A 19037-nucleotide genomic window follows, 5' to 3' on the forward strand; every position below is an offset into this window, starting at 1 on the left:
TCAGTCCAGCGTGTTGTAAAGTGCGAAATCGGCGGCCATCACCTGTTGCAGCCGTGCCTCGGTTTCCGGCGACAGCTGCACGTCCACCGCAGGCGGCACGTTCACGCGCGGCAGGGTGATGGCGCAATCGAGCTGGTCTTCGAGAAAATGCACGAAAGCGTCCATGTTCTCGTACCGAAAGATCCGGTCGACCAGCGGTGCGCCGTCGGGTCCGGTCAGAATCGCCGACTGACTGCCGATGTCGGCATGGGCGGGCGGCGTGTCCGCTGCATAATCGCGGGCGAAGGCGTCGAAATTGAGCGCACGCATCGGGTGGCCCGGGGTGTCCGCGTCATCACGCAACCGGAAACGATACCAAGAGCGCAGCCAGCCGATCGGTTCGCGCATCAGGGCGACGGTGGAAAATTTCGCCCCCGTGCGCGCGGTCAGATAGGGCGCGATGTGGCGCTGATAATCCTGTGCATTCATATGCTTGAGGTCGGCCGGGCGTTGCATCGCGACAGCCGCCAGCGGTTCGAGCGCCGCCTCGACCGCAGAGGACCCCGCTTTCGGTGTGGCCAGAAACACCAGCCGCTGCTCCCAGAAAATCAGCATCCTGTCCTCTTGTCTGTTTGCCCCTGAATAAAGCCCGGCTCGATTTAGGTAAACCACTCTTTAACCAATATCTTGCTAAGTATTCATGACGAATTCGGTTGATGTGTTCTTATTTTGTGCTCATATAGAGCTAAGATCAAAGCGTGAACATCTTGCGCGGGAAAGCGGCGATTGCTGATCCTCCTGCGCTATGGGATAAGGAAGCGAACCATGGCAACGGCGGGCCTTTTCGAGATGAATGACAAGAGCAAGGCAGACAAGCAAAAGGCGCTGGAATCCGCGCTGGCGCAGATCGAACGGCAATTCGGCAAGGGCTCGATCATGAAACTGGGGGCAGATAACCCCGCAGCCGAGATCGAGGCGACCTCGACCGGATCGCTGGGCCTTGATATCGCCTTGGGGATCGGCGGTCTGCCCAAGGGCCGGATCATCGAGATCTACGGGCCGGAAAGCTCGGGCAAGACCACGCTGACGCTGCATGCCATTGCCGAAGAACAGAAAAAAGGCGGGGTCTGCGCCTTTGTCGATGCCGAACACGCGCTCGACCCGCAATATGCGCGCAAGCTGGGCGTCAATCTGGACGAGCTGCTGATTTCGCAGCCCGACACGGGCGAGCAGGCGCTGGAGATCGTCGATACGCTGGTGCGTTCGGGCGCGGTCAGCATGGTCGTGGTCGACTCGGTCGCGGCGCTGACGCCGAAAGCCGAGATCGAGGGCGACATGGGCGATGCGACCGTCGGCGCGCAGGCCCGACTGATGAGCCAGGCGATGCGCAAGCTGACCGCCTCGATCGGGCGCAGCAATTGCATGGTGATCTTCATCAACCAGATCCGCATGAAGATCGGCGTGATGTTCGGCAACCCGGAGACCACCTCGGGCGGCAATGCGCTGAAATTCTACGCCTCTGTGCGCCTGGACATCCGCCGCATCGGCGCGATCAAGGACCGCGACGAGGTGGTGGGCAACCAGACCCGCGTGAAAGTGGTGAAGAACAAGGTTGCGCCGCCCTTCCGGCAGGTCGAATTCGACATCATGTATGGCGAAGGGATTTCCAAGGTCGGCGAGCTGATCGACCTTGGCGTCAAGGCCGGTGTGGTCGACAAATCGGGCGCTTGGTATTCCTATGGCGACGAACGGATCGGGCAGGGGCGCGAAAACGCCAAGCAATTCCTGCGCGACCATCCCGACATGGCCTATGAAATCGAGGACAAGATCCGCGCGAGCCATGGTCTCGACTTCGGCGTGGCGGGGGAAGACGACACTCTCACCGAAGAGTGAGGCCCGGAACGGGCCAACCAGCGCGGTCGGGTGACAGCCCGGCCGTTTTGCGCTCTCGACAGGGGCGGGGACGGGCGCTAAACGGGGAGAAATCCGCGAAAAGGCCCTCATCACATGCCCAGCCTGAACGATATCCGCTCTACTTTCCTGAACTTCTTCGAGCGCAACGGTCACCGCATCGTGGACAGCTCTCCGCTGGTTCCGCGCAACGACCCCACGCTGATGTTCACCAACTCCGGCATGGTGCAGTTCAAGAACTGCTTCACCGGCGTCGAGAAACGCGACTATGTGCGCGCCACCACCGCGCAGAAATGCGTGCGCGCGGGCGGCAAGCACAACGACCTGGATAACGTCGGCTACACCGCGCGCCACCATACCTTCTTTGAAATGCTGGGCAATTTCAGCTTCGGCGATTATTTCAAATCGGACGCGATCCCCTTTGCGTGGGAACTGCTGACCAAGGATTTCGCGATCCCGAAAGACAAGCTCCTGGTCACGGTCTATCACACCGATGACGAGGCGGCGACGATCTGGAAGAAGGTCGCGGGGCTGAGCGACGACCGGATCATCCGCATTCCCACCAATGACAACTTCTGGATGATGGGCCCGACCGGCCCTTGCGGCCCCTGCACCGAAATCTTCTTCGATCACGGCGATCACATCTGGGGCGGCCCGCCCGGTTCGAAAGACGAGGATGGCGACCGTTTCATCGAGATCTGGAACCTCGTGTTCATGCAGTTCGAACAGTTCGAGGACGGCAGCAAGCGCGATCTGGACATGCAGTCGATCGACACCGGCATGGGGCTGGAGCGGATCGGCGCGCTGCTGCAGGGCAAGCACGACAACTACGACACCGACCTGATGCGCGCGCTGATCGAGGCCTCGGCCCATGCGACCAGCAATGACCCGGACGGGCCGGGCAAGGTGCATCACCGCGTGATCGCCGACCACCTGCGCTCGACCTCTTTCCTGCTGGCCGACGGGGTGATGCCCTCGAACGAAGGTCGCGGCTATGTGCTGCGCCGGATCATGCGCCGCGCGATGCGCCATGCGCATATGTTGGGCGCGAAAGACCCGGTGATGCACAAGCTCGTGCCCGCGCTGGTGCGCCAGATGGGCGCCGCTTATCCCGAACTCGGCCGGGCGCAGGCGCTGATCGAGGAAACCCTGAAGCTGGAGGAAACCCGCTTCAAGCAGACGCTGGATCGCGGGCTGAAGCTGCTGGATGACGAACTGGCGAGCCTGCCCGAAGGGGCGGCGCTGCCGGGCGAGGCGGCGTTCAAGCTTTACGACACCTACGGCTTCCCGCTCGATCTGACGCAGGACGCGCTGCGCGAAAAGGGCCGCACAGTCGAAACCGAAGGCTTCGACGCCGCGATGGCCGAGCAGAAGGCCAAGGCGCGTGCAAGCTGGGCTGGTTCGGGCGAGGCGAAAGACGCGACGATCTGGTATGATATCGCCGAAAAGCAAGGGGTTACCGAGTTTCTGGGCTATGACACCGAGACTGCCGAAGGGCAGATCGTGGCGCTGGTCGCAGATGGCGGCGAAGTGGCCGAAGCCCGGGGCGCGGTGTCGATCGTGGTCAACCAGACGCCGTTCTACGCCGAATCCGGCGGTCAGGTCGGCGATCAGGGGATCATCCGCACCGAGACCGGGGAAGCCCGCGTGACCGACACCAAAAAGGTTGCGGGTGTGTTCATCCATTTCGCCGAGGTGACGAAGGGCGTGATTTCGGCGGGGCAACCCGCGCGGCTGGAGGTCGATCATGCCCGCCGCAGCGCGATCCGCGCCAACCACTCGGCCACGCACCTGCTGCACGAGGCGCTGCGCCGTGCGCTTGGCGATCACGTCGCGCAGAAGGGCAGCCTGAACGCCGAGGACCGGCTGCGTTTCGACTTCAGCCATTCCAAGGCGATGGACCCGGCCGAAGTTGCGCAGGTCGAGGCCGAAGTGAATGAATTCATTCGGCAAAACACCGCCGTCGACACCCGGATCATGACCCCGGACGATGCCCGCGCACTGGGTGCGCAGGCGCTGTTTGGCGAGAAATACGGCGACGAGGTGCGTGTGGTGTCGATGGGCACGCTGCTGGGCTCGGGCAAGGGCGCGGATGGCAAGACCTACAGTCTGGAGCTGTGCGGCGGCACCCATGTCGCGCGCACCGGCGACATCGGCGCTTTCGTGGCGCTTGGCGATTCCGCGTCGAGCGCGGGCGTGCGCCGGTTCGAGGCCCTGACGGGGCAGGCGGCGCTGGACTATCTGAATGCGCAGAATGCCCGTCTGGCCGAGGTTGCCGGCGTGCTGAAAACCTCGCCTGCCGATGTGGCCGAGCGGGTCAAGGCCTTGGCCGAGGAACGCAAGGCACTGGCCAACGAAGTGGCGCAGCTGCGCCGCGAGCTGGCCATGGGCGGCGGTGCCGCGGGCGGACCGGAAGCGATTGAAATCAACGGCTTGAAGTTCATTGCTCAGGTGGTTTCCGGTGTGTCCGGCAAGGATCTGCCGGCGCTGGTGGACGAGTTGAAATCGCGCATCGGTTCGGGCGCGGTGCTGGTTGTGGCCGATACGGGCGGCAAGGCTGCGGTGGCAGCCGGCGTGACCGCGGATGCGACGGGCAAGATCAGCGCGGTCGATATGGTCAAGGCGGCGGCGGCCGCGCTTGGCGGCAAGGGCGGCGGCGGCCGCCCGGACATGGCACAGGCAGGCGGGGCCGATCCGTCGAAGGCCGACGAGGCGGTGGCCGCCGTCAAGGCCGTGATTGCAGGAGAGCTGTGATGCCCGGAGCGTATTGGATCGCCCATGTGACCGTGCTGGACCCCGAAGCCTACGGCAAATATGCCGAGCTGGCGGGGCCGGCGATTGCCGCGGCGGGGGGTAAATTTCTGGCCCGTGGCGCGCGCTATGTGCAGCTGGAAGGCAATGACCGGGCGCGCAATGTGCTGGCCTGGTTCCCGAGCTTGGAGGCGGCCGAGGCCTGCTATCGCGGCCCGGCCTATCAGGCGGCGCTGGCCCATGCCAAGGGCGCCTCGGAACGCGATCTGGTGATCGTCGAAGCGATGGAATGACTTCTCGCGCCGCCCCGGGGCTGCTATCGTGCACCCCGGGGCGGAGCATCTGGACGGCGGTCTTCTGGGGCCGCGATGGGGACAAACCATGTGCCGTTGGGCCGCCTATATCGGGGAACCGATCTTTCTGGATGAGATCATCAGCCGCCCGGGCCATTCGCTGATCCATCAAAGCCATTGTGCCACGCAATGCCATACTGCGATCAACGCCGACGGGTTCGGGCTGGCCTGGTATGGCGAGCGTCGCGACCCTGGGCTTTACCGCGACGTGATGCCCGCCTGGTCGGACCCGAACCTGCGCTCGCTAACTGCGCAGGTGAAATCGGGCCTGTTTCTGGCCCATGTGCGTGCCTCGACCGGCACCGCGACCAGCCGCAACAATTGCCACCCCTTCGTCGTCGGGCACTGGAGCTTTATGCACAATGGCCAGATCGGCGGCTATGACCTGTTCCGCCGCGCCGCCGAAATGATGATTTCCGACAGCCTTTATCCGCATCGCAAGGGTGCCACCGACAGCGAGGCGCTGTTTCTGGTGGCGCTGGACGCGGGGCTGGAGGGCGATCCGAAATGCGCGATGGAACGCGCCACCGCCCGGTTCGAGGCCCTGTCGCGCGAACGCGGCACCACACCCCACATGCGGCTGACGGCGGCGTTTTCCGATGGCGGGCGGCTTTATGCGATCCGCTATGCCAGCGACGATGCGGCGCCCACGCTGTATCACCGCTGGTCCGACAGCCGTCAGGGTCGGGCGGTCGTATCCGAACCGCTGGAGGATGGCGAGGGCGACTGGCAGGAAGTGCCGGCCAATTCCTTCTGCACGTTCGAGGGGGCTTCGGTCAAAATCGAACCCTTCGCGCCGGGGCAATGGGCTGTGGCCGCGTGACGCGTGCGCGCCCCCTTGGCAAGCCCTGCGGGCCGCGCTAGGGTCGCGCCATGAAACAAACCGCCACCCTGATTTGCTGCATTATCGGCTGACTTTTGTCGGGCCGGTTGTTTCTTCAGTTTTCCAAAACGCGATGAACTGCTAAGCCCGCCGCCGAGGCCACTCGCGAGGAGCTATGACCCAGATCCGTTTGCGCAACACCAAGACCCGCAAGGTCGAGGAATTCGCCCCGATCGACCCCCGGAATGTGCGCATGTATCTGTGCGGGCCGACCGTTTATGACCGCGCGCATCTGGGCAATGCGCGCCCGGTCGTGGTGTTCGATGTGCTCTATCGGCTGCTGCGTCACGTCTATGGCGCGGACCACGTCACCTATGTGCGCAATTTCACCGATGTCGATGACAAGATCAACGCAACCGCGCTGGCGCGGCAACAGGCGGGCGCTCCGGGCAGTCTGGAAGAGCTGATCCGCGAACGGACCGAGGAAACGATCGGCTGGTATCACGCCGATATGGATGCACTTGGCGCGCTGCGGCCGAATTTCGAACCGCGCGCGACCGATTTCATCGGTGCGATGATCGCGATGATTGCCGATCTGATCGCCAAGGGGCATGCCTATGCCAAGGATGGCCATGTGCTGTTCCGGGTGCGCAGCTATGAAAATTACGGTGCGCTGTCGGGGCGGTCGGTCGATGACATGATCGCGGGCGCGCGGGTCGAGGTGGCACCCTTCAAGGAAGACCCGATGGATTTCGTGCTGTGGAAGCCCTCGGACGCGGGCTTGCCGGGCTGGGACAGCCCCTGGGGCCGCGGCCGCCCGGGCTGGCACATCGAATGCTCGGCGATGAGCTATGAATTGCTGGGGGCCTCGTTCGACATTCACGCGGGCGGGATCGACCTGCAATTTCCGCACCACGAGAACGAAATCGCGCAAAGCTGCTGCGCGCACCCGGAAGGCCATTTCGCGAATTACTGGCTGCACAATGAAATGCTGCAGGTCGAGGGCAAGAAGATGTCCAAGTCCCTGGGCAATTTCTTCACCGTGCGCGACCTGCTCGATCAGGGCATCCCGGGCGAGGTGATCCGGTTTGTGTTCTTGCAGACCCATTACGGCAAGCCGATGGACTGGACCGCCGAAAAGGCCACGCAGGCCGAGGCGACCCTGCGCAAGTGGCGCGTGCTGACCGATGGCGTGACGCCCGCCGCACAGCCCGCGCCCGGCGTGGTGGCCGCGCTGGCCGACGATCTGAACACGGCGGGTGCGATGGCCGAGTTGCACGCGCTGAGTGCCGATCCGGCGGTGCTGAAGGCCTCGGCCGCGCTGTTGGGTCTGTTGGAGGATGGCATGGGCGATTGGGCCAAAGCGCCCGATGTGGACCTGTCGGCGCATGCCGAAGCCCTGTCAACTTTGCGCGCCAAGGCCATGGAAACCAAGGATTTCGTCCCGGTTGACGCGCTGAAATCTGCGCTGATGGCGGCGGGGGTCGAGGTGCGGATGTCGAAGGCGGGGGTGGAGTTGTTGCCCGGACCGGGCTTCGATGCCAGCCGGCTGCCGCCCCTGTAAACGGGCAGATGAGTATTTGCGCCAAGAAGAAGCCACGAGGAACCAGCCAATGAGCCGCGAGCGACTTTACCTGTTCGACACCACCCTGCGCGACGGGCAGCAGACCCAGGGCGTGCAATTCTCGGTGGCCGAAAAGATCGCGATTGCCGAGGCGCTCGATACGATTGGCGTCGATTACATCGAGGGCGGCTGGCCCGGCGCGAACCCGACCGACAGCGATTTCTTCGCGGCGCGTCCGCAGACCCGCGCGACCTTCACCGCCTTTGGCATGACCAAGCGCGCCGGGCGTTCGGCGGCGAATGACGAGGTGCTGGCGGGGGTGATGAACGCGGGCACCCCGGCGGTCTGTCTGGTTGGCAAGACGCATGATTACCATGTCACCGCCGCCTTGGGGATCACGCTGGAAGAGAACCTCGACAACATCCGCGCCAGCATCGCGCATCTGGTGGCGCAGGGCCGCGAGGCGCTGTTCGATGCCGAGCATTTCTTCGACGGGTTCAAGGCGAATGCGCCCTATGCGCTCGAATGCGCGCTGGCGGCCTACAAGGCGGGGGCGCGGTGGGTGGTGCTGTGCGATACCAACGGCGGCACGCTGCCCGCCGAGGTGGCCGAGATCACCCGCGCGGTGATCGACGCGGGCATCCCGGGCGATCATGTCGGCATTCACTGCCACGACGATACCGGCAATGCGGTGGCGGCGTCGCTGGCGGCGGTGCAGGCCGGGGCGCGGCAGGTGCAGGGCACGCTCAACGGTCTGGGCGAGCGGTGCGGCAATGCCAATCTGACCTCGCTGATCCCGACGCTGCTGCTGAAAGAGCCGTTCCGCAGCCAGCTGGAAACCGGCATCACCGAGGCTGCGCTGCTGGGGATCACCAAGCTGTCGCGCAAGCTGGACGACATTCTGAACCGGGTGCCGTTGCGCAGCGCGCCCTACGTCGGCGCCTCGGCCTTTGCGCATAAGGCGGGGCTGCATGCCTCGGCCATCCTGAAAGACCCGGGCACCTATGAACATATCGACCCGGGCCTGGTCGGCAACACCCGGCTGATCCCGATGTCCAATCAGGCCGGGCAGTCGAACCTGCGCGCGCGGCTGGCGGGCATGGGCATCGAGGTCGACCCGAAAGACCCGCGTCTGGCCACGATCCTGGACGAGATCAAGGCGCGCGAGGATCACGGCTATGCCTATGACGGGGCGCAGGCCAGTTTCGAGCTGCTGGCGCGGCGCGAACTGGGCGTGCTGCCCAGCTTCTTCGAGGTCGAGCGCTATCGCGTCACGGTCGAGCGCAAGCGCGATGCGAAGGGCCGGATGGCGGCGCTGTCCGAGGCGGTCGTGGTCGTCAATATCGGCGGTCAGCGCACGCTGAGCGTGTCCGAGGGAATCGTCGAGGATGGCTCGGACGGCGGCCCGGTCAACGCGCTGTCGAAGGCGCTGGCCAAGGATCTGGGCCCGTATCAGCATTATATCGACGACATGAAGCTGGTCGATTTCCGGGTGCGCATCACCCAGGGCGGGACCGAGGCCGTGACCCGCGTCATCATCGACAGCGAAGACGGGCAGGGGCGGCGCTGGTCCACCGTGGGGGTCAGCCCGAACATCGTCGATGCCTCGTTCGAGGCGCTGCTGGAGGCGATCGTCTGGAAGCTGGCGCGCGACGGGGCGGCCCCGGTATGAGCGATCTGGCGGCCAGCGTGGCGATCTGCGCGGCACGGGTCGAGGCGGGCGACCCGGACCGTTTTGCCGCGGTGATGGCCAGCCCTGCGGAACTGCGCGCGCGGCTCTGGCCGCTTTACGCCGCCAATCTGGAAATCGCGCGCGCGCCTTGGGCCTCGGCCGAGCCGATGGTGGCCGAGATGCGGCTGCAATGGTGGGTCGACGCGCTGGAGGATCTGGCGGCGACGGGGCGGGCGCCTGCGCATGAGATCGGCCCCGCGCTGGCCGATCTGCGCGATCAGGCGGGTCTGCTGGTGGCGGTGGCCGAGGCGCGCCGCTGGGATTGCTGGCGCGAGCCTTTCGACGACCGCGCGGCGTTCGAGACCTATCTCGATCAGACGGCGGGCAATCTGTATTGGGCGGCGGCGCGTGCCCTGGGGGCGGCCCCGGGGGATGAGCGCGCGGTGCGCGATCACGGATTCGCCGCAGGTCTGGCGGCCTGGCTTTCCGCCGTGCCCGCGCTGGAAGCGCAGGGCCGCAAGCCCCTGCATGACGGTCGTCCCGAGGCGGTGGCCGATCTGGCCCGCGCCGGTCTGGCGCGGATGCAGGCAACGACTCTGTCGGGCGCCGCGGCGCTGGCCCTGTTGCCCGGCTGGCAGGCGCGCGCGACCCTGACCCGGGCGGCGCGCGACCCTGCACGCGTGGCGCAAGGGGCGCTGGCCGGGTCGGAATTCGGCCGCCGTGCCGGTCTGCTGTGGCGGGCGCTTTTCCTGCGTTGAGATCCGGCGCGGCTTAAACTTATCTTCAGGTGTTCCGGTCATGTTCCGAGCCAATGGGCGGCTGCCCCTTGGTTCAAGGAACGATTCTGTCTGCGTGGCAGGATTTGTCGGAGGCATGGTGATGAAACTTCTTCACAACCTGAAGCTTGGGGTCAAATTGCCCCTGATGTTGGTGACGATCGCGCTGGTCGCGCTGACGATCATGGGGGGATCTGCCTATCGTGAGGCGCGCAATCTGCTGGAAAAAGACGGCGCGCAGCGCCTGACGCAGGCGCTCGACGATCGCCGCGCGGATCTGGAGGCCTGGGCGGCGAAGCTGATGGCAGATGCCCGTGCCGTGACGGACACGCCTGCGACCAACCGCGCCCTGCGCGAGATGTCCGCCTCGTGGAAGCGGCTGGGCGATGCGCCGGGCGCCTATCTGCGCAAGGCCTACATCGAGGACAATCCCAACCCCAAGGGCGCGCGCCACAAGCTCGATTATCCGGGCGATGTGACCGATTATTCGATCCTGCATCGCCGCTATCACCCCGGTTTCGTGAGCATGGCCATGCAGATGGGCTTTGCGGACATCTACATGATCAACGCCGATGGGGTGGTGGTCTATTCGATGGGCAAGAATGACGATTTCGCTACCGATCTGTTGCAGGGCCCTTACAAGGGCGGGCCGCTGGCGCAGGTGGCAAAGGCGGCGCTGGCGGCAGGCGATAGCGCGCCGGTGGTGTCGGACCTTGCCCAACGCGATGCAGGCGGTGACGCAGTCGGGCTGTTCATCGCCGTCCCGTTGCGCAATGCCGAAGGTATGGTGCAGGGTGTCATCGCTTTCGAGGTCAGCGTGACCCATATCGACGCGACCTTGGCGAACATGCGCGGCCTGGGCGAGACCGGGCAGGGCTATCTGGTGTCCGTCGCACGGGTCTTGCAGAACGATCTGCGCCTGTCGAAGGACAAGACCCTGTTGCAGCCGGTCGAGGAAAGTCCGGCCATTCGCGCGGCCTTTGCCGGTGAAAGCGGCATCATTGTGCAGACGGGCATTGCCGGACAGCCGGTGGTGGCAGCCTTTGCGCCGGTGCAGCTGTTCGGCCGCCATTTCGCGGCAGTGGTCGAGCAAAGCGCCGAGGAGATGTTCGCGCCAGCGCACGATCTGGCACGCTCGATGCTGTTCAATGCGGCCTGGCTGATGGCGCTGCTTCTGGCGATGTCGTGGGGAATGGCGCGCTCGGTCGCGGCGCCGCTGCAGATGCTGGGCGGGATGATCCGCAAGATTTCGGGGGGGGATCGGGTCACCCCGGTTGCCGGCACGCAACGCTCCGACGAGGTCGGGCATATTGCCTGTGCGCTCGAGGCGCTGCGCACGGAATTGCAGGCCGCGGATTCCGCGCAATTGCAGGCCGCGATGCAGGGCACGGCGTTCGAAAGCTGTTCGGCGGCAATGATGATGGTCGATAAGGATTTCAACATCATCTACACTAACCGGGCGTTCATCAAGATGGTGAGCAATCGGCTGGACGATTTCCGCACCGTAACCGCCGATATCATTCCCGATGATCTGATCGGGCGCTCGATGGATGCGTTTCACAAGATGCCGGAGCGCGCGCGCAAGGTCCTCTCCGACCCGGCCAATCTGCCCTACCATGCGGATATCGTGGTGGGCGAAGGGCGCTTTGGCCTGGATGTCAGCGAAGTTGCGATGCCGGGCAAGGGGCAGATCGGTTTCGTGGTGGAATGGCGCGATGTGACGGAATTGCGGATGAACCGCGCGCTTCTGAACGCGCTGGATGCCAATCAGCTGCTGTGCGAATTCACCCCTGCCGGTCTGCTGAGCCGGGCCAATGCCAACATGTGTGCCGCGTTGGGCGAAGAAGAGGCCACGCTTCTGGGGCGCGGGCATGACGTTTTCTTTCACGACGATGGTGCCGGGGGCGAGCTGTGGGCCCGGCTGCAGAAGTTCGAGCCGATCATGGGGCGTTTCGTGCTGCCTGGGGCGGGCGATCGCCAGGTAATCGTTGAAGGCAGCGTGACCCCTGTCCCCGACCGCAACAATCGCATGCTCAAGATCGTCTTGATCGGCAATGACATCACAGAAGCGCAGCATGTCCTGAAGACTGCGGAAGAGCGCAACGCCGCGATGATGGCGGGGCAGCAGGCCGTGGTCGAAGCATTGCGTGTGGGATTGACGAAACTGTCGGACGGCGATCTTTGCGCCCGGATCGACGCGGTTTTCTCCAGCGATTACGAGCAGTTGCGTGCTGATTTCAACGCGGCTGTCAACAATCTTGCTCTGGCCATGCAGGTCGTGATCGACAATGCCACTGCGATCGACAGCGAAGCGCAGGAAATCAGCAACGCGGCAGAGGACCTGAGCCGCCGCACCGAAAAGCAGGCCGCCACTCTGGAGCAGACCGCTGCGGCGCTGGATCAGCTGACCTCTTCCGTCACCTCGGCGACCGAGGGGGCCACCGAGGCCGAGCGCGTCGTGCGCGAAGCACGGGTGAGTGCGGAAGCGTCGGGCGAGATCGTCCAGCAGGCGGTCGCCGCAATGGGCGAGATCGAGGAATCCTCGCAAAAGATCTCGCGGATCATCAGCGTGATTGATGATATTGCATTCCAGACCAATTTGCTGGCGCTCAATGCCGGGGTCGAGGCCGCGCGCGCGGGCGAAGCGGGCCGGGGGTTTGCGGTCGTCGCCTCCGAAGTGCGGGCCCTGGCGCAGCGGTCCTCGGAAGCGGCGCGCGAAATTGACACGCTGATCTCGGCCTCTTCGGGGCATGTGCGCCGTGGCGTCGATCTGGTGGGGGAGACCGGTCGGGCGTTGACCGGCATTCTTGGCTCTGTGATCGACGTGGCCGCGCGGGTGTCCCAGGTGGCGGCCTCGTCGCGTGAACAGGCCTCTGGCCTGGCGGAAATCAATGTCGCCGTGAACCAGCTCGATCAGGTCACGCAGCAAAACGCGGCGATGTTTGAACAGACCACCGCAGCGAGCCATGCCCTGAACCGCGGGGCGCAATCTCTGACCGCCACGACGTCGATGTTCCGGACCCCGGATGCTCGGCCCGTCCCGGCGCAAGGTCCGAAGGGGACGTCGAAGCCTGCGCCACTTGTGGTGCCGGCCTCGAAACCCGCTGAGGCGAGCGCTGCTCCGCCCCCGGCCCCCATGGCGGTCGCAGATGGCAACACCCTGCGCAAACCGATGATCGACGAGGATGAATGGGAAGATTTCTGAGCCAGGGTCCAGCCCAATTGCGTCTTTTGCCGAGAAAGGTCTGACATGGGTCCGAAGCGTGTCTTGATTGTCGACGATTCCCCGACCATCCGCCATCTTATTCGCAGCCGACTTGGGTACGATCCGCGTCTGACCGTTGTCGGCGAGGCATCGGACCCCTACGAGGCCCGCGAAAAGATCAAGGTTCTGATGCCGGATGTGCTGACGCTGGATGTCGAGATGCCCCGCATGAACGGTCTGGAGTTTCTGGAAAAGCTGATGCGGTTGCGGCCGATGCCGGTGGTCATGGTCTCGACCGAGACGCAGCGCGGCTCCACGGCGGCGCTGGAGGCGCTGTCGCTCGGGGCAGTGGATTGCATTGGCAAACCGCGGGTGGACTGTCTGCCCGAAGCGTTTCAGAACCTTGCCGACCTGCTGGTCGCGGCGGCCGGGGCAAGACTGCGGGATCCGGGGCCACGCCAGAAGATCGCACCGGCGACAGGGTTTCACTGGAATGGCCGGATCGTGCTGATCGGGTCGTCGACCGGTGGGGTGGACGCCTTGGAAACTGTATTGTCGGGGTTCCCTGCGAACTGCCCGCCGACCTTGATCACGCAACACATGCCGGCAAGCTTTCTGGCGAGTTTCGCGCGCCGGCTGGCGGGCAAGATCGCGCCGCGCATGAGCCTTGCGGAAAACGATGCGCCCCTGTTGCAGGGGCACGTCTATCTGGCGCCCGGAGGAGAGTATCATTTGGCTGTCGCACCGGGGGACCCTGCGCGCTGCCATCTGATTGCAGGCGAAAAGCGCAGCGGTCACCGGCCGTCGGTCGATATTCTGCTCGAGTCTGCGGTGCCGATGGCGCCCCGGGTCGTTTCGGTGATCCTGACGGGGATGGGTCGCGACGGTGCGGAAGGCATGCTTGCCCTGCGCCGGGGCGGAGCGCAGTGTCTGGCGCAGGATGAGGCGAGTTCGGTGGTCTATGGCATGCCGCGGGCCGCGCTGGAACTGGGTGCGGCGCAACGGGCGGTGCCTCTGGGACAGGTCGCGCAGCAAGTCTTGCAGCTGTGCGGGCGGAGCGATGCGCTTGCAGCGCAGGAAAGCAGGAGGTGACGATGCAACATGCCAAAGACCTGCGGCCTCACCACTTGTCACAGGGGGAATATGCGATCGGCCAACCGGATGGGCGCCCGCTGACCACGATTCTGGGCTCTTGTGTGGCGAGCTGTCTGTATGATCCGCTGACCGGGATCGGGGGGATGAACCATTTCCTGCTTCCCGAAAGCACCGGCCAGTCGGCGCAGGCCGCGAGTTTCGGCGTGAACGCGATGGAGCTGCTGATCAATGATCTGATCAAGCACGGTGCGCAGCGCGGGCGTTTCAAGGCCAAGGTCTTCGGGGGGGCGCGAATGATCGCTGGGCTTTCGGATATCGGCGCCAAAAACGCGCGTTTCATTCTGGATTTCCTGCAACGCGAAGGCATCGAATGCACCGGGCAGAGCCTGGGGGGGACACAGGCCCGCCGGGTCGAATTCTGGCCCGACAGCGGGCGCGCACGTCAACGCCTTCTGGCAGAGGCAAAGATTGTTGAAACCGTCCCCTTGGCCGTCCCGGCGCATGATGTCGAACTGTTCTGAAACAGCGGGAACTGCGGCCAGGCGCGGCTGAAGGCCATGCTGCCATGGGGGCGCCGTGGCGTGGATTGCGGCGCGGCAGATCGGTGAACGGACGGCGGGGATGCCTCCTGATTTGCCACGGGCATGCGAATCTGGCCATTGCCGGGCGGCCCCTACCAGATCTTGTGTCGGTCCCGGGGGGCGATTCCCGCCCTGTGCCGATGCGCTTGCCATTTGCGGGACTTGGGCCAGCACGATAGCGGCGCAGGGGGTAACAAACAGTTACTATCCACAAGATATGGTGGGCTGTGGATGAAATTTCGCGAAATCATCACGCAGATGTCACGAAGCGCAGGAAACAAGGAAAAATCACGCGGGTGCCGCAGCTTGCTGCGCGTGCTGCCTTGTGGATGAATCAAAAGGTTAACGCGGCACCTTCCGCAGGCGGCCCCGTCAACTGAAAAAACGCTCTCGAATGTGTGAAAGTTTTATTGACCGAACTTCTGACCTACGTCAGTTTGTGCGGGTCAGACGCTGAGCCACCAGATGTTGTGGTCGTTGCGGGCGGCATCAGATCCAGTTTCAGGTCGTTCCGAAGGGGTCGGACGACCCCCGGCGCAGCTGTGGGGAAGGGGATCGGTCTGTCCTGACGAAGCGGTCAACGTTTAGAAAAGTGCATGGGACAGGGCAGATGAAAATCGAACGCAAGTTCACCACGGCAGACACCGGCGCCTATGGCGAGATCACCTTCACCACGACCGCATCCGAGATCCGCAATCCTGACGGCAAGATCGTGTTCCGCAACGAGGCGGTCGAGGTGCCCGAAGGCTGGAGCCAGGTGGCCTCTGACGTGCTGGCACAGAAATATTTCCGCAAGGCGGGGGTTCCGGCGGCCCTGACGCGCGTGAAGGAAAAGGGCGTGCCCGAATTCCTGTGGCGTTCGGTCCCCGATCAGGCCGCGCTTGAAAAACTGCCGCAAGATCAGCGTTTTGTGGGCGAAACCTCGGCCAAGCAGGTGTTCGACCGGCTGGCGGGGGCGTGGTGCTACTGGGGCTGGAAAGGTGGCTATTTCACCACCGAAGACGACGCGCGCACCTATTATGACGAGATGCGCTTCATGCTGGCCGAACAGATGGCCGCGCCGAACAGCCCGCAGTGGTTCAACACCGGCCTGCACTGGGCCTATGGTATCGACGGCCCGAGCCAGGGCCATTACTACGTCGATCACGTCAGCGGCGTTCTGACCAAATCGGCCAGCGCCTATGAACACCCGCAGCCGCACGCCTGCTTCATCCAGTCGGTCAAGGACGATCTGGTCGGCGACGGCGGGATCATGGATCTGTGGGTGCGCGAGGCGCGTCTGTTCAAATACGGCTCGGGCACCGGGACCAACTTTTCCTCGCTGCGCGCCGAGGGCGAGAAACTGTCGGGCGGTGGCAAATCCAGCGGTCTGATGGGGTTCCTGAAAATCGGCGACCGGGCGGCCGGTGCGATCAAATCGGGCGGCACCACACGGCGCGCGGCCAAGATGGTGATCTGCGACATGGATCACCCCGATATCGAGCAGTTCATCAACTGGAAGGTCATCGAAGAGCAGAAGGTGGCCAGCCTGGTCGCCGGCTCCAAGATGCACGAGCGCGAGCTGAACAAGATCTTCGAGGCGATCCGCGGTTGGGACGGCTCGGCCGAAGGGGCCACCGATCCGGCGCAGAACGAGGCGCTGAAGGCGGCGATCAAATCGGCCAAGCGCGTGATGATCCCGGAAACCTATATCAACCGCGTGCTGCAATACGCGCGGCAGGGCTATTCCAGCATCGAATTCCCGACCTATGACACCGATTGGGATTCAGAGGCCTATGTCTCGGTCTCAGGGCAGAACTCGAACAACTCGGTGCGGGTCACCAACGCCTTCCTGAAGGCGGTCAAGGAGGATGCCGACTGGGAGCTGATCCGCCGCACGGACGGCAAGGTCGCGAAAACCGTCAAGGCGCGCGAGCTGTGGGATCAGGTGGGCCATGCCGCCTGGGCCTGCGCCGACCCGGGCATCCAGTTCCACGATACCGTCAACGAATGGCACACCTGCCCCGAAGACGGGCAGATCCGCGGCTCGAACCCGTGCTCGGAATACATGTTCCTGGACGATACCGCCTGCAACCTGGCGTCGATGAACCTGCTGACCTTCTACAAGAACGGCCAGTTCGACGCCGACGCCTATGTGCATGCGACCCGGCTGTGGACCGTGACGCTGGAAATCTCGGTGCTGATGGCGCAATTCCCCAGCCAGGAGATCGCGCAGCGCAGCTATGATTTCCGCACGCTGGGACTGGGCTATGCCAACATCGGCGGTCTGCTGATGAACATGGGCCTTGGCTATGACAGTGCCGAGGGCCGGGCGCTGTGTGGTGCGCTGACCGCGGTGATGACCGGGATTTCCTATGCGACCTCGGCCGAGATGGCGGGCGAGCTGGGCGCGTTCCCGGGCTATGCCAAGAACGCGCAGCACATGCTGCGGGTGATCCGCAACCACCGCACCGCCGCCTATGGCAAGACCGACGGCTACGAGGCGCTGGAAATCAAGCCGGTGCCGCTGGATCTGGTGAACTGCCCCGACGACCGTCTGGTCGCGATGGCACAGACGGCCTGGGACGAGGCGCTGACGCTGGGCGAAAAGAACGGCTTCCGCAACGCGCAGGTTTCGGTGATCGCGCCGACCGGCACCATCGGTCTGGTGATGGATTGCGACACCACCGGGATCGAGCCCGATTTCGCGCTGGTCAAGTTCAAGAAACTGGCGGGCGGCGGCTATTTCAAGATCATCAACCGCTCGGTTCCTGCCGCGCTGGAAACGCTGGGCTACAGCTCGGCGCAGATCGAGGAAATCATCGCCTATGCGGTGGGCCACGCGTCCTTGGGCAACTGCCCCGGCATCAACCACACCGCGCTGATCGGCCATGGCTTCGGCGCACGCGAGCTGGAAAAGATCGAGGCCGCGCTGCCCTCGGCCTTCGACATCCGCTTCGTGTTCAACCAGTGGACGCTGGGCGAGGATTTCTGCACCCAGACGCTGGGCATCCCGGCCGAGAAGCTGAACGATCCGACCTTCGACATGCTGCGTCACCTGGGCTTCACCCGCGCGCAGATCGACGCGGCCAATGACCATGTGTGCGGCACGATGACCCTGGAAGGCGCGCCCTTCCTGAAGCCCGAACATATCTCGGTCTTCGATTGCGCCAATGCCTGCGGCAAGAAGGGCAAGCGTTACCTGTCGGTCGAAAGCCACATCCACATGATGGCGGCGGCGCAAAGCTTCATCTCGGGCGCGATTTCCAAGACGATCAACATGCCGAATTCGGCCTCGATCGAGGAAACGCTGGCAGCTTACGAACTGTCGTGGAGCCTCGGCATCAAGGCCAACGCGCTGTATCGCGATGGCTCGAAACTCAGCCAGCCGCTGGCGTCTGCCCTGGTCGAGGATGACGAAGAGGCCGAGGAAATCCTCGCCTCGGGCAGCCAGCAGGAAAAGGCCGCCGTGCTGGCCGAGAAGATCATCGAGAAGGTGATCGTCAAGGAAATCGTGCGCAGCCACCGCGAGAAACTGCCCGAGCGCCGCAAGGGCTATACCCAGAAGGCAGTCGTGGGCGGGCACAAGGTCTATCTGCGCACCGGCGAATATGCCGACGGCCAGCTGGGCGAGATCTTCATCGACATGCACAAGGAAGGCGCGGGCTTCCGGGCGATGATGAACAACTTCGCGATCGCCGTGTCGGTCGGCCTGCAATACGGCGTGCCGCTGGAGGAATTCGTCGACGCCTTCACCTTCACCAAGTTTGAACCCGCCGGCATGGTGCAGGGCAACGACAGCATCAAGAACGCAACCTCGATCCTGGACTATGTGTTCCGCGAACTGGCGGTCAGCTATCTGGACCGCACCGATCTGGCGCATATCAAGCCGCAGGGCACCACCTTCGACGATCTGGGCGGTGGCAAGGACGAGGGCAAGCGCAACGTCGAGCCGGTCAGCGAAAGCGCCGCCTCGAAATCGCTGGAAGTGCTGCGTCAGATTTCCTCGACCGGCTATCTGCGCAAGCGTCTGCCGCAGGAACTGGTGGTGCTGCAGGGCGGCGCCGGGGCGATGGCGCTGGCCGGTGCGGTGGACCCGGTGACCGCGCTCAACACGCTGGTGCCGGAAACCGCGATGGCGGCCGGCGGCGGGTCGTCGACCGCGATTTCCTCGGGCGTGGTGTCGATGGATGCGCGCACCCGGGCGAAGATGCAGGGCTATGAGGGCGAAGCCTGCGGCGAATGCGGCAACTACACGCTGGTGCGCAACGGCACCTGCATGAAGTGCAACACCTGCGGCGGCACCAGCGGCTGCAGCTGAGCCCCGGCGAGGGTGTCTCTCCGGCGA

General features: G+C 64.4%; 12 protein-coding genes. 11 read left to right on the forward strand and 1 reads right to left on the reverse strand.

The window, feature by feature from the left end:
- Nucleotides 1-594 (reverse strand): hypothetical protein, encoded by a 594-nt coding sequence (locus tag P2G62_RS12465; RefSeq protein ID WP_275735231.1) that lies wholly within the window; start codon nucleotides 592-594, stop codon nucleotides 1-3.
- Between the two features lie 210 nt (nucleotides 595-804).
- Between P2G62_RS12465 and recA the strand changes: the two genes are divergently transcribed.
- The 11 genes from recA (at nucleotide 805) to P2G62_RS12520 (ending at nucleotide 19010) form a co-directional block, all read left to right on the forward strand.
- Nucleotides 805-1872 (forward strand): recombinase RecA, encoded by a 1068-nt coding sequence (gene recA / locus P2G62_RS12470; protein WP_275735232.1) that lies wholly within the window; start codon nucleotides 805-807, stop codon nucleotides 1870-1872.
- 114 nt (nucleotides 1873-1986) lie between these two features.
- Complete coding sequence (alaS, locus tag P2G62_RS12475; protein WP_275735233.1) at nucleotides 1987-4644, forward strand: alanine--tRNA ligase; 2658 nt, start codon at nucleotides 1987-1989, stop codon at nucleotides 4642-4644.
- Nucleotides 4644-4934: a DUF1330 domain-containing protein gene (locus tag P2G62_RS12480; RefSeq protein ID WP_275735234.1), complete on the forward strand. Its 291-nt coding sequence runs from the start codon at nucleotides 4644-4646 to the stop codon at nucleotides 4932-4934. Before alaS ends, P2G62_RS12480 begins: the two co-directional genes overlap by 1 nt.
- A gap of 88 nt (nucleotides 4935-5022) precedes the next feature.
- Nucleotides 5023-5817 carry a class II glutamine amidotransferase gene (locus P2G62_RS12485; protein WP_275735235.1) on the forward strand — a complete coding sequence of 265 codons (795 nt, stop codon included), beginning with the start codon at nucleotides 5023-5025 and terminating at the stop codon, nucleotides 5815-5817.
- A gap of 175 nt (nucleotides 5818-5992) precedes the next feature.
- A complete protein-coding gene (cysS, locus tag P2G62_RS12490) occupies nucleotides 5993-7381 on the forward strand; it encodes a cysteine--tRNA ligase (protein WP_275735236.1) in 1389 nt (462 codons plus the stop codon).
- A 49-nt stretch (nucleotides 7382-7430) separates the two neighbouring features.
- The gene (gene cimA / locus P2G62_RS12495) at nucleotides 7431-9053 is read left to right on the forward strand and encodes a citramalate synthase (protein WP_275735237.1); all 1623 of its coding nucleotides are present in this window, start codon (nucleotides 7431-7433) and stop codon (nucleotides 9051-9053) included.
- Nucleotides 9050-9811, forward strand: a complete 762-nt coding sequence (locus P2G62_RS12500; RefSeq protein WP_275735238.1) for a squalene/phytoene synthase family protein — start codon at nucleotides 9050-9052, stop codon at nucleotides 9809-9811. The genes cimA and P2G62_RS12500 overlap by 4 nt, the downstream gene beginning before the upstream one ends.
- A gap of 121 nt (nucleotides 9812-9932) precedes the next feature.
- Entirely contained in the window at nucleotides 9933-13034 is a 3102-nt protein-coding gene (locus P2G62_RS12505) for a methyl-accepting chemotaxis protein (RefSeq protein WP_275735239.1), read from the forward strand.
- A gap of 45 nt (nucleotides 13035-13079) precedes the next feature.
- On the forward strand, nucleotides 13080-14126 hold the full coding sequence (locus P2G62_RS12510) for a chemotaxis response regulator protein-glutamate methylesterase (protein ID WP_275735240.1): 1047 nt from the start codon (nucleotides 13080-13082) through the stop codon (nucleotides 14124-14126).
- Between the two features lie 2 nt (nucleotides 14127-14128).
- A complete protein-coding gene (locus tag P2G62_RS12515; RefSeq protein WP_275735241.1) occupies nucleotides 14129-14650 on the forward strand; it encodes a chemotaxis protein CheD in 522 nt (173 codons plus the stop codon).
- A 670-nt stretch (nucleotides 14651-15320) separates the two neighbouring features.
- Complete coding sequence (locus tag P2G62_RS12520) at nucleotides 15321-19010, forward strand: vitamin B12-dependent ribonucleotide reductase (protein WP_275735242.1); 3690 nt, start codon at nucleotides 15321-15323, stop codon at nucleotides 19008-19010.
- Nucleotides 19011-19037 lie beyond the last annotated feature (27 nt).

The sequence above is a fragment of the Paenirhodobacter sp. CAU 1674 genome (assembly GCF_029222945.1).
Lineage (GTDB): Bacteria > Pseudomonadota > Alphaproteobacteria > Rhodobacterales > Rhodobacteraceae > Rhodobacter.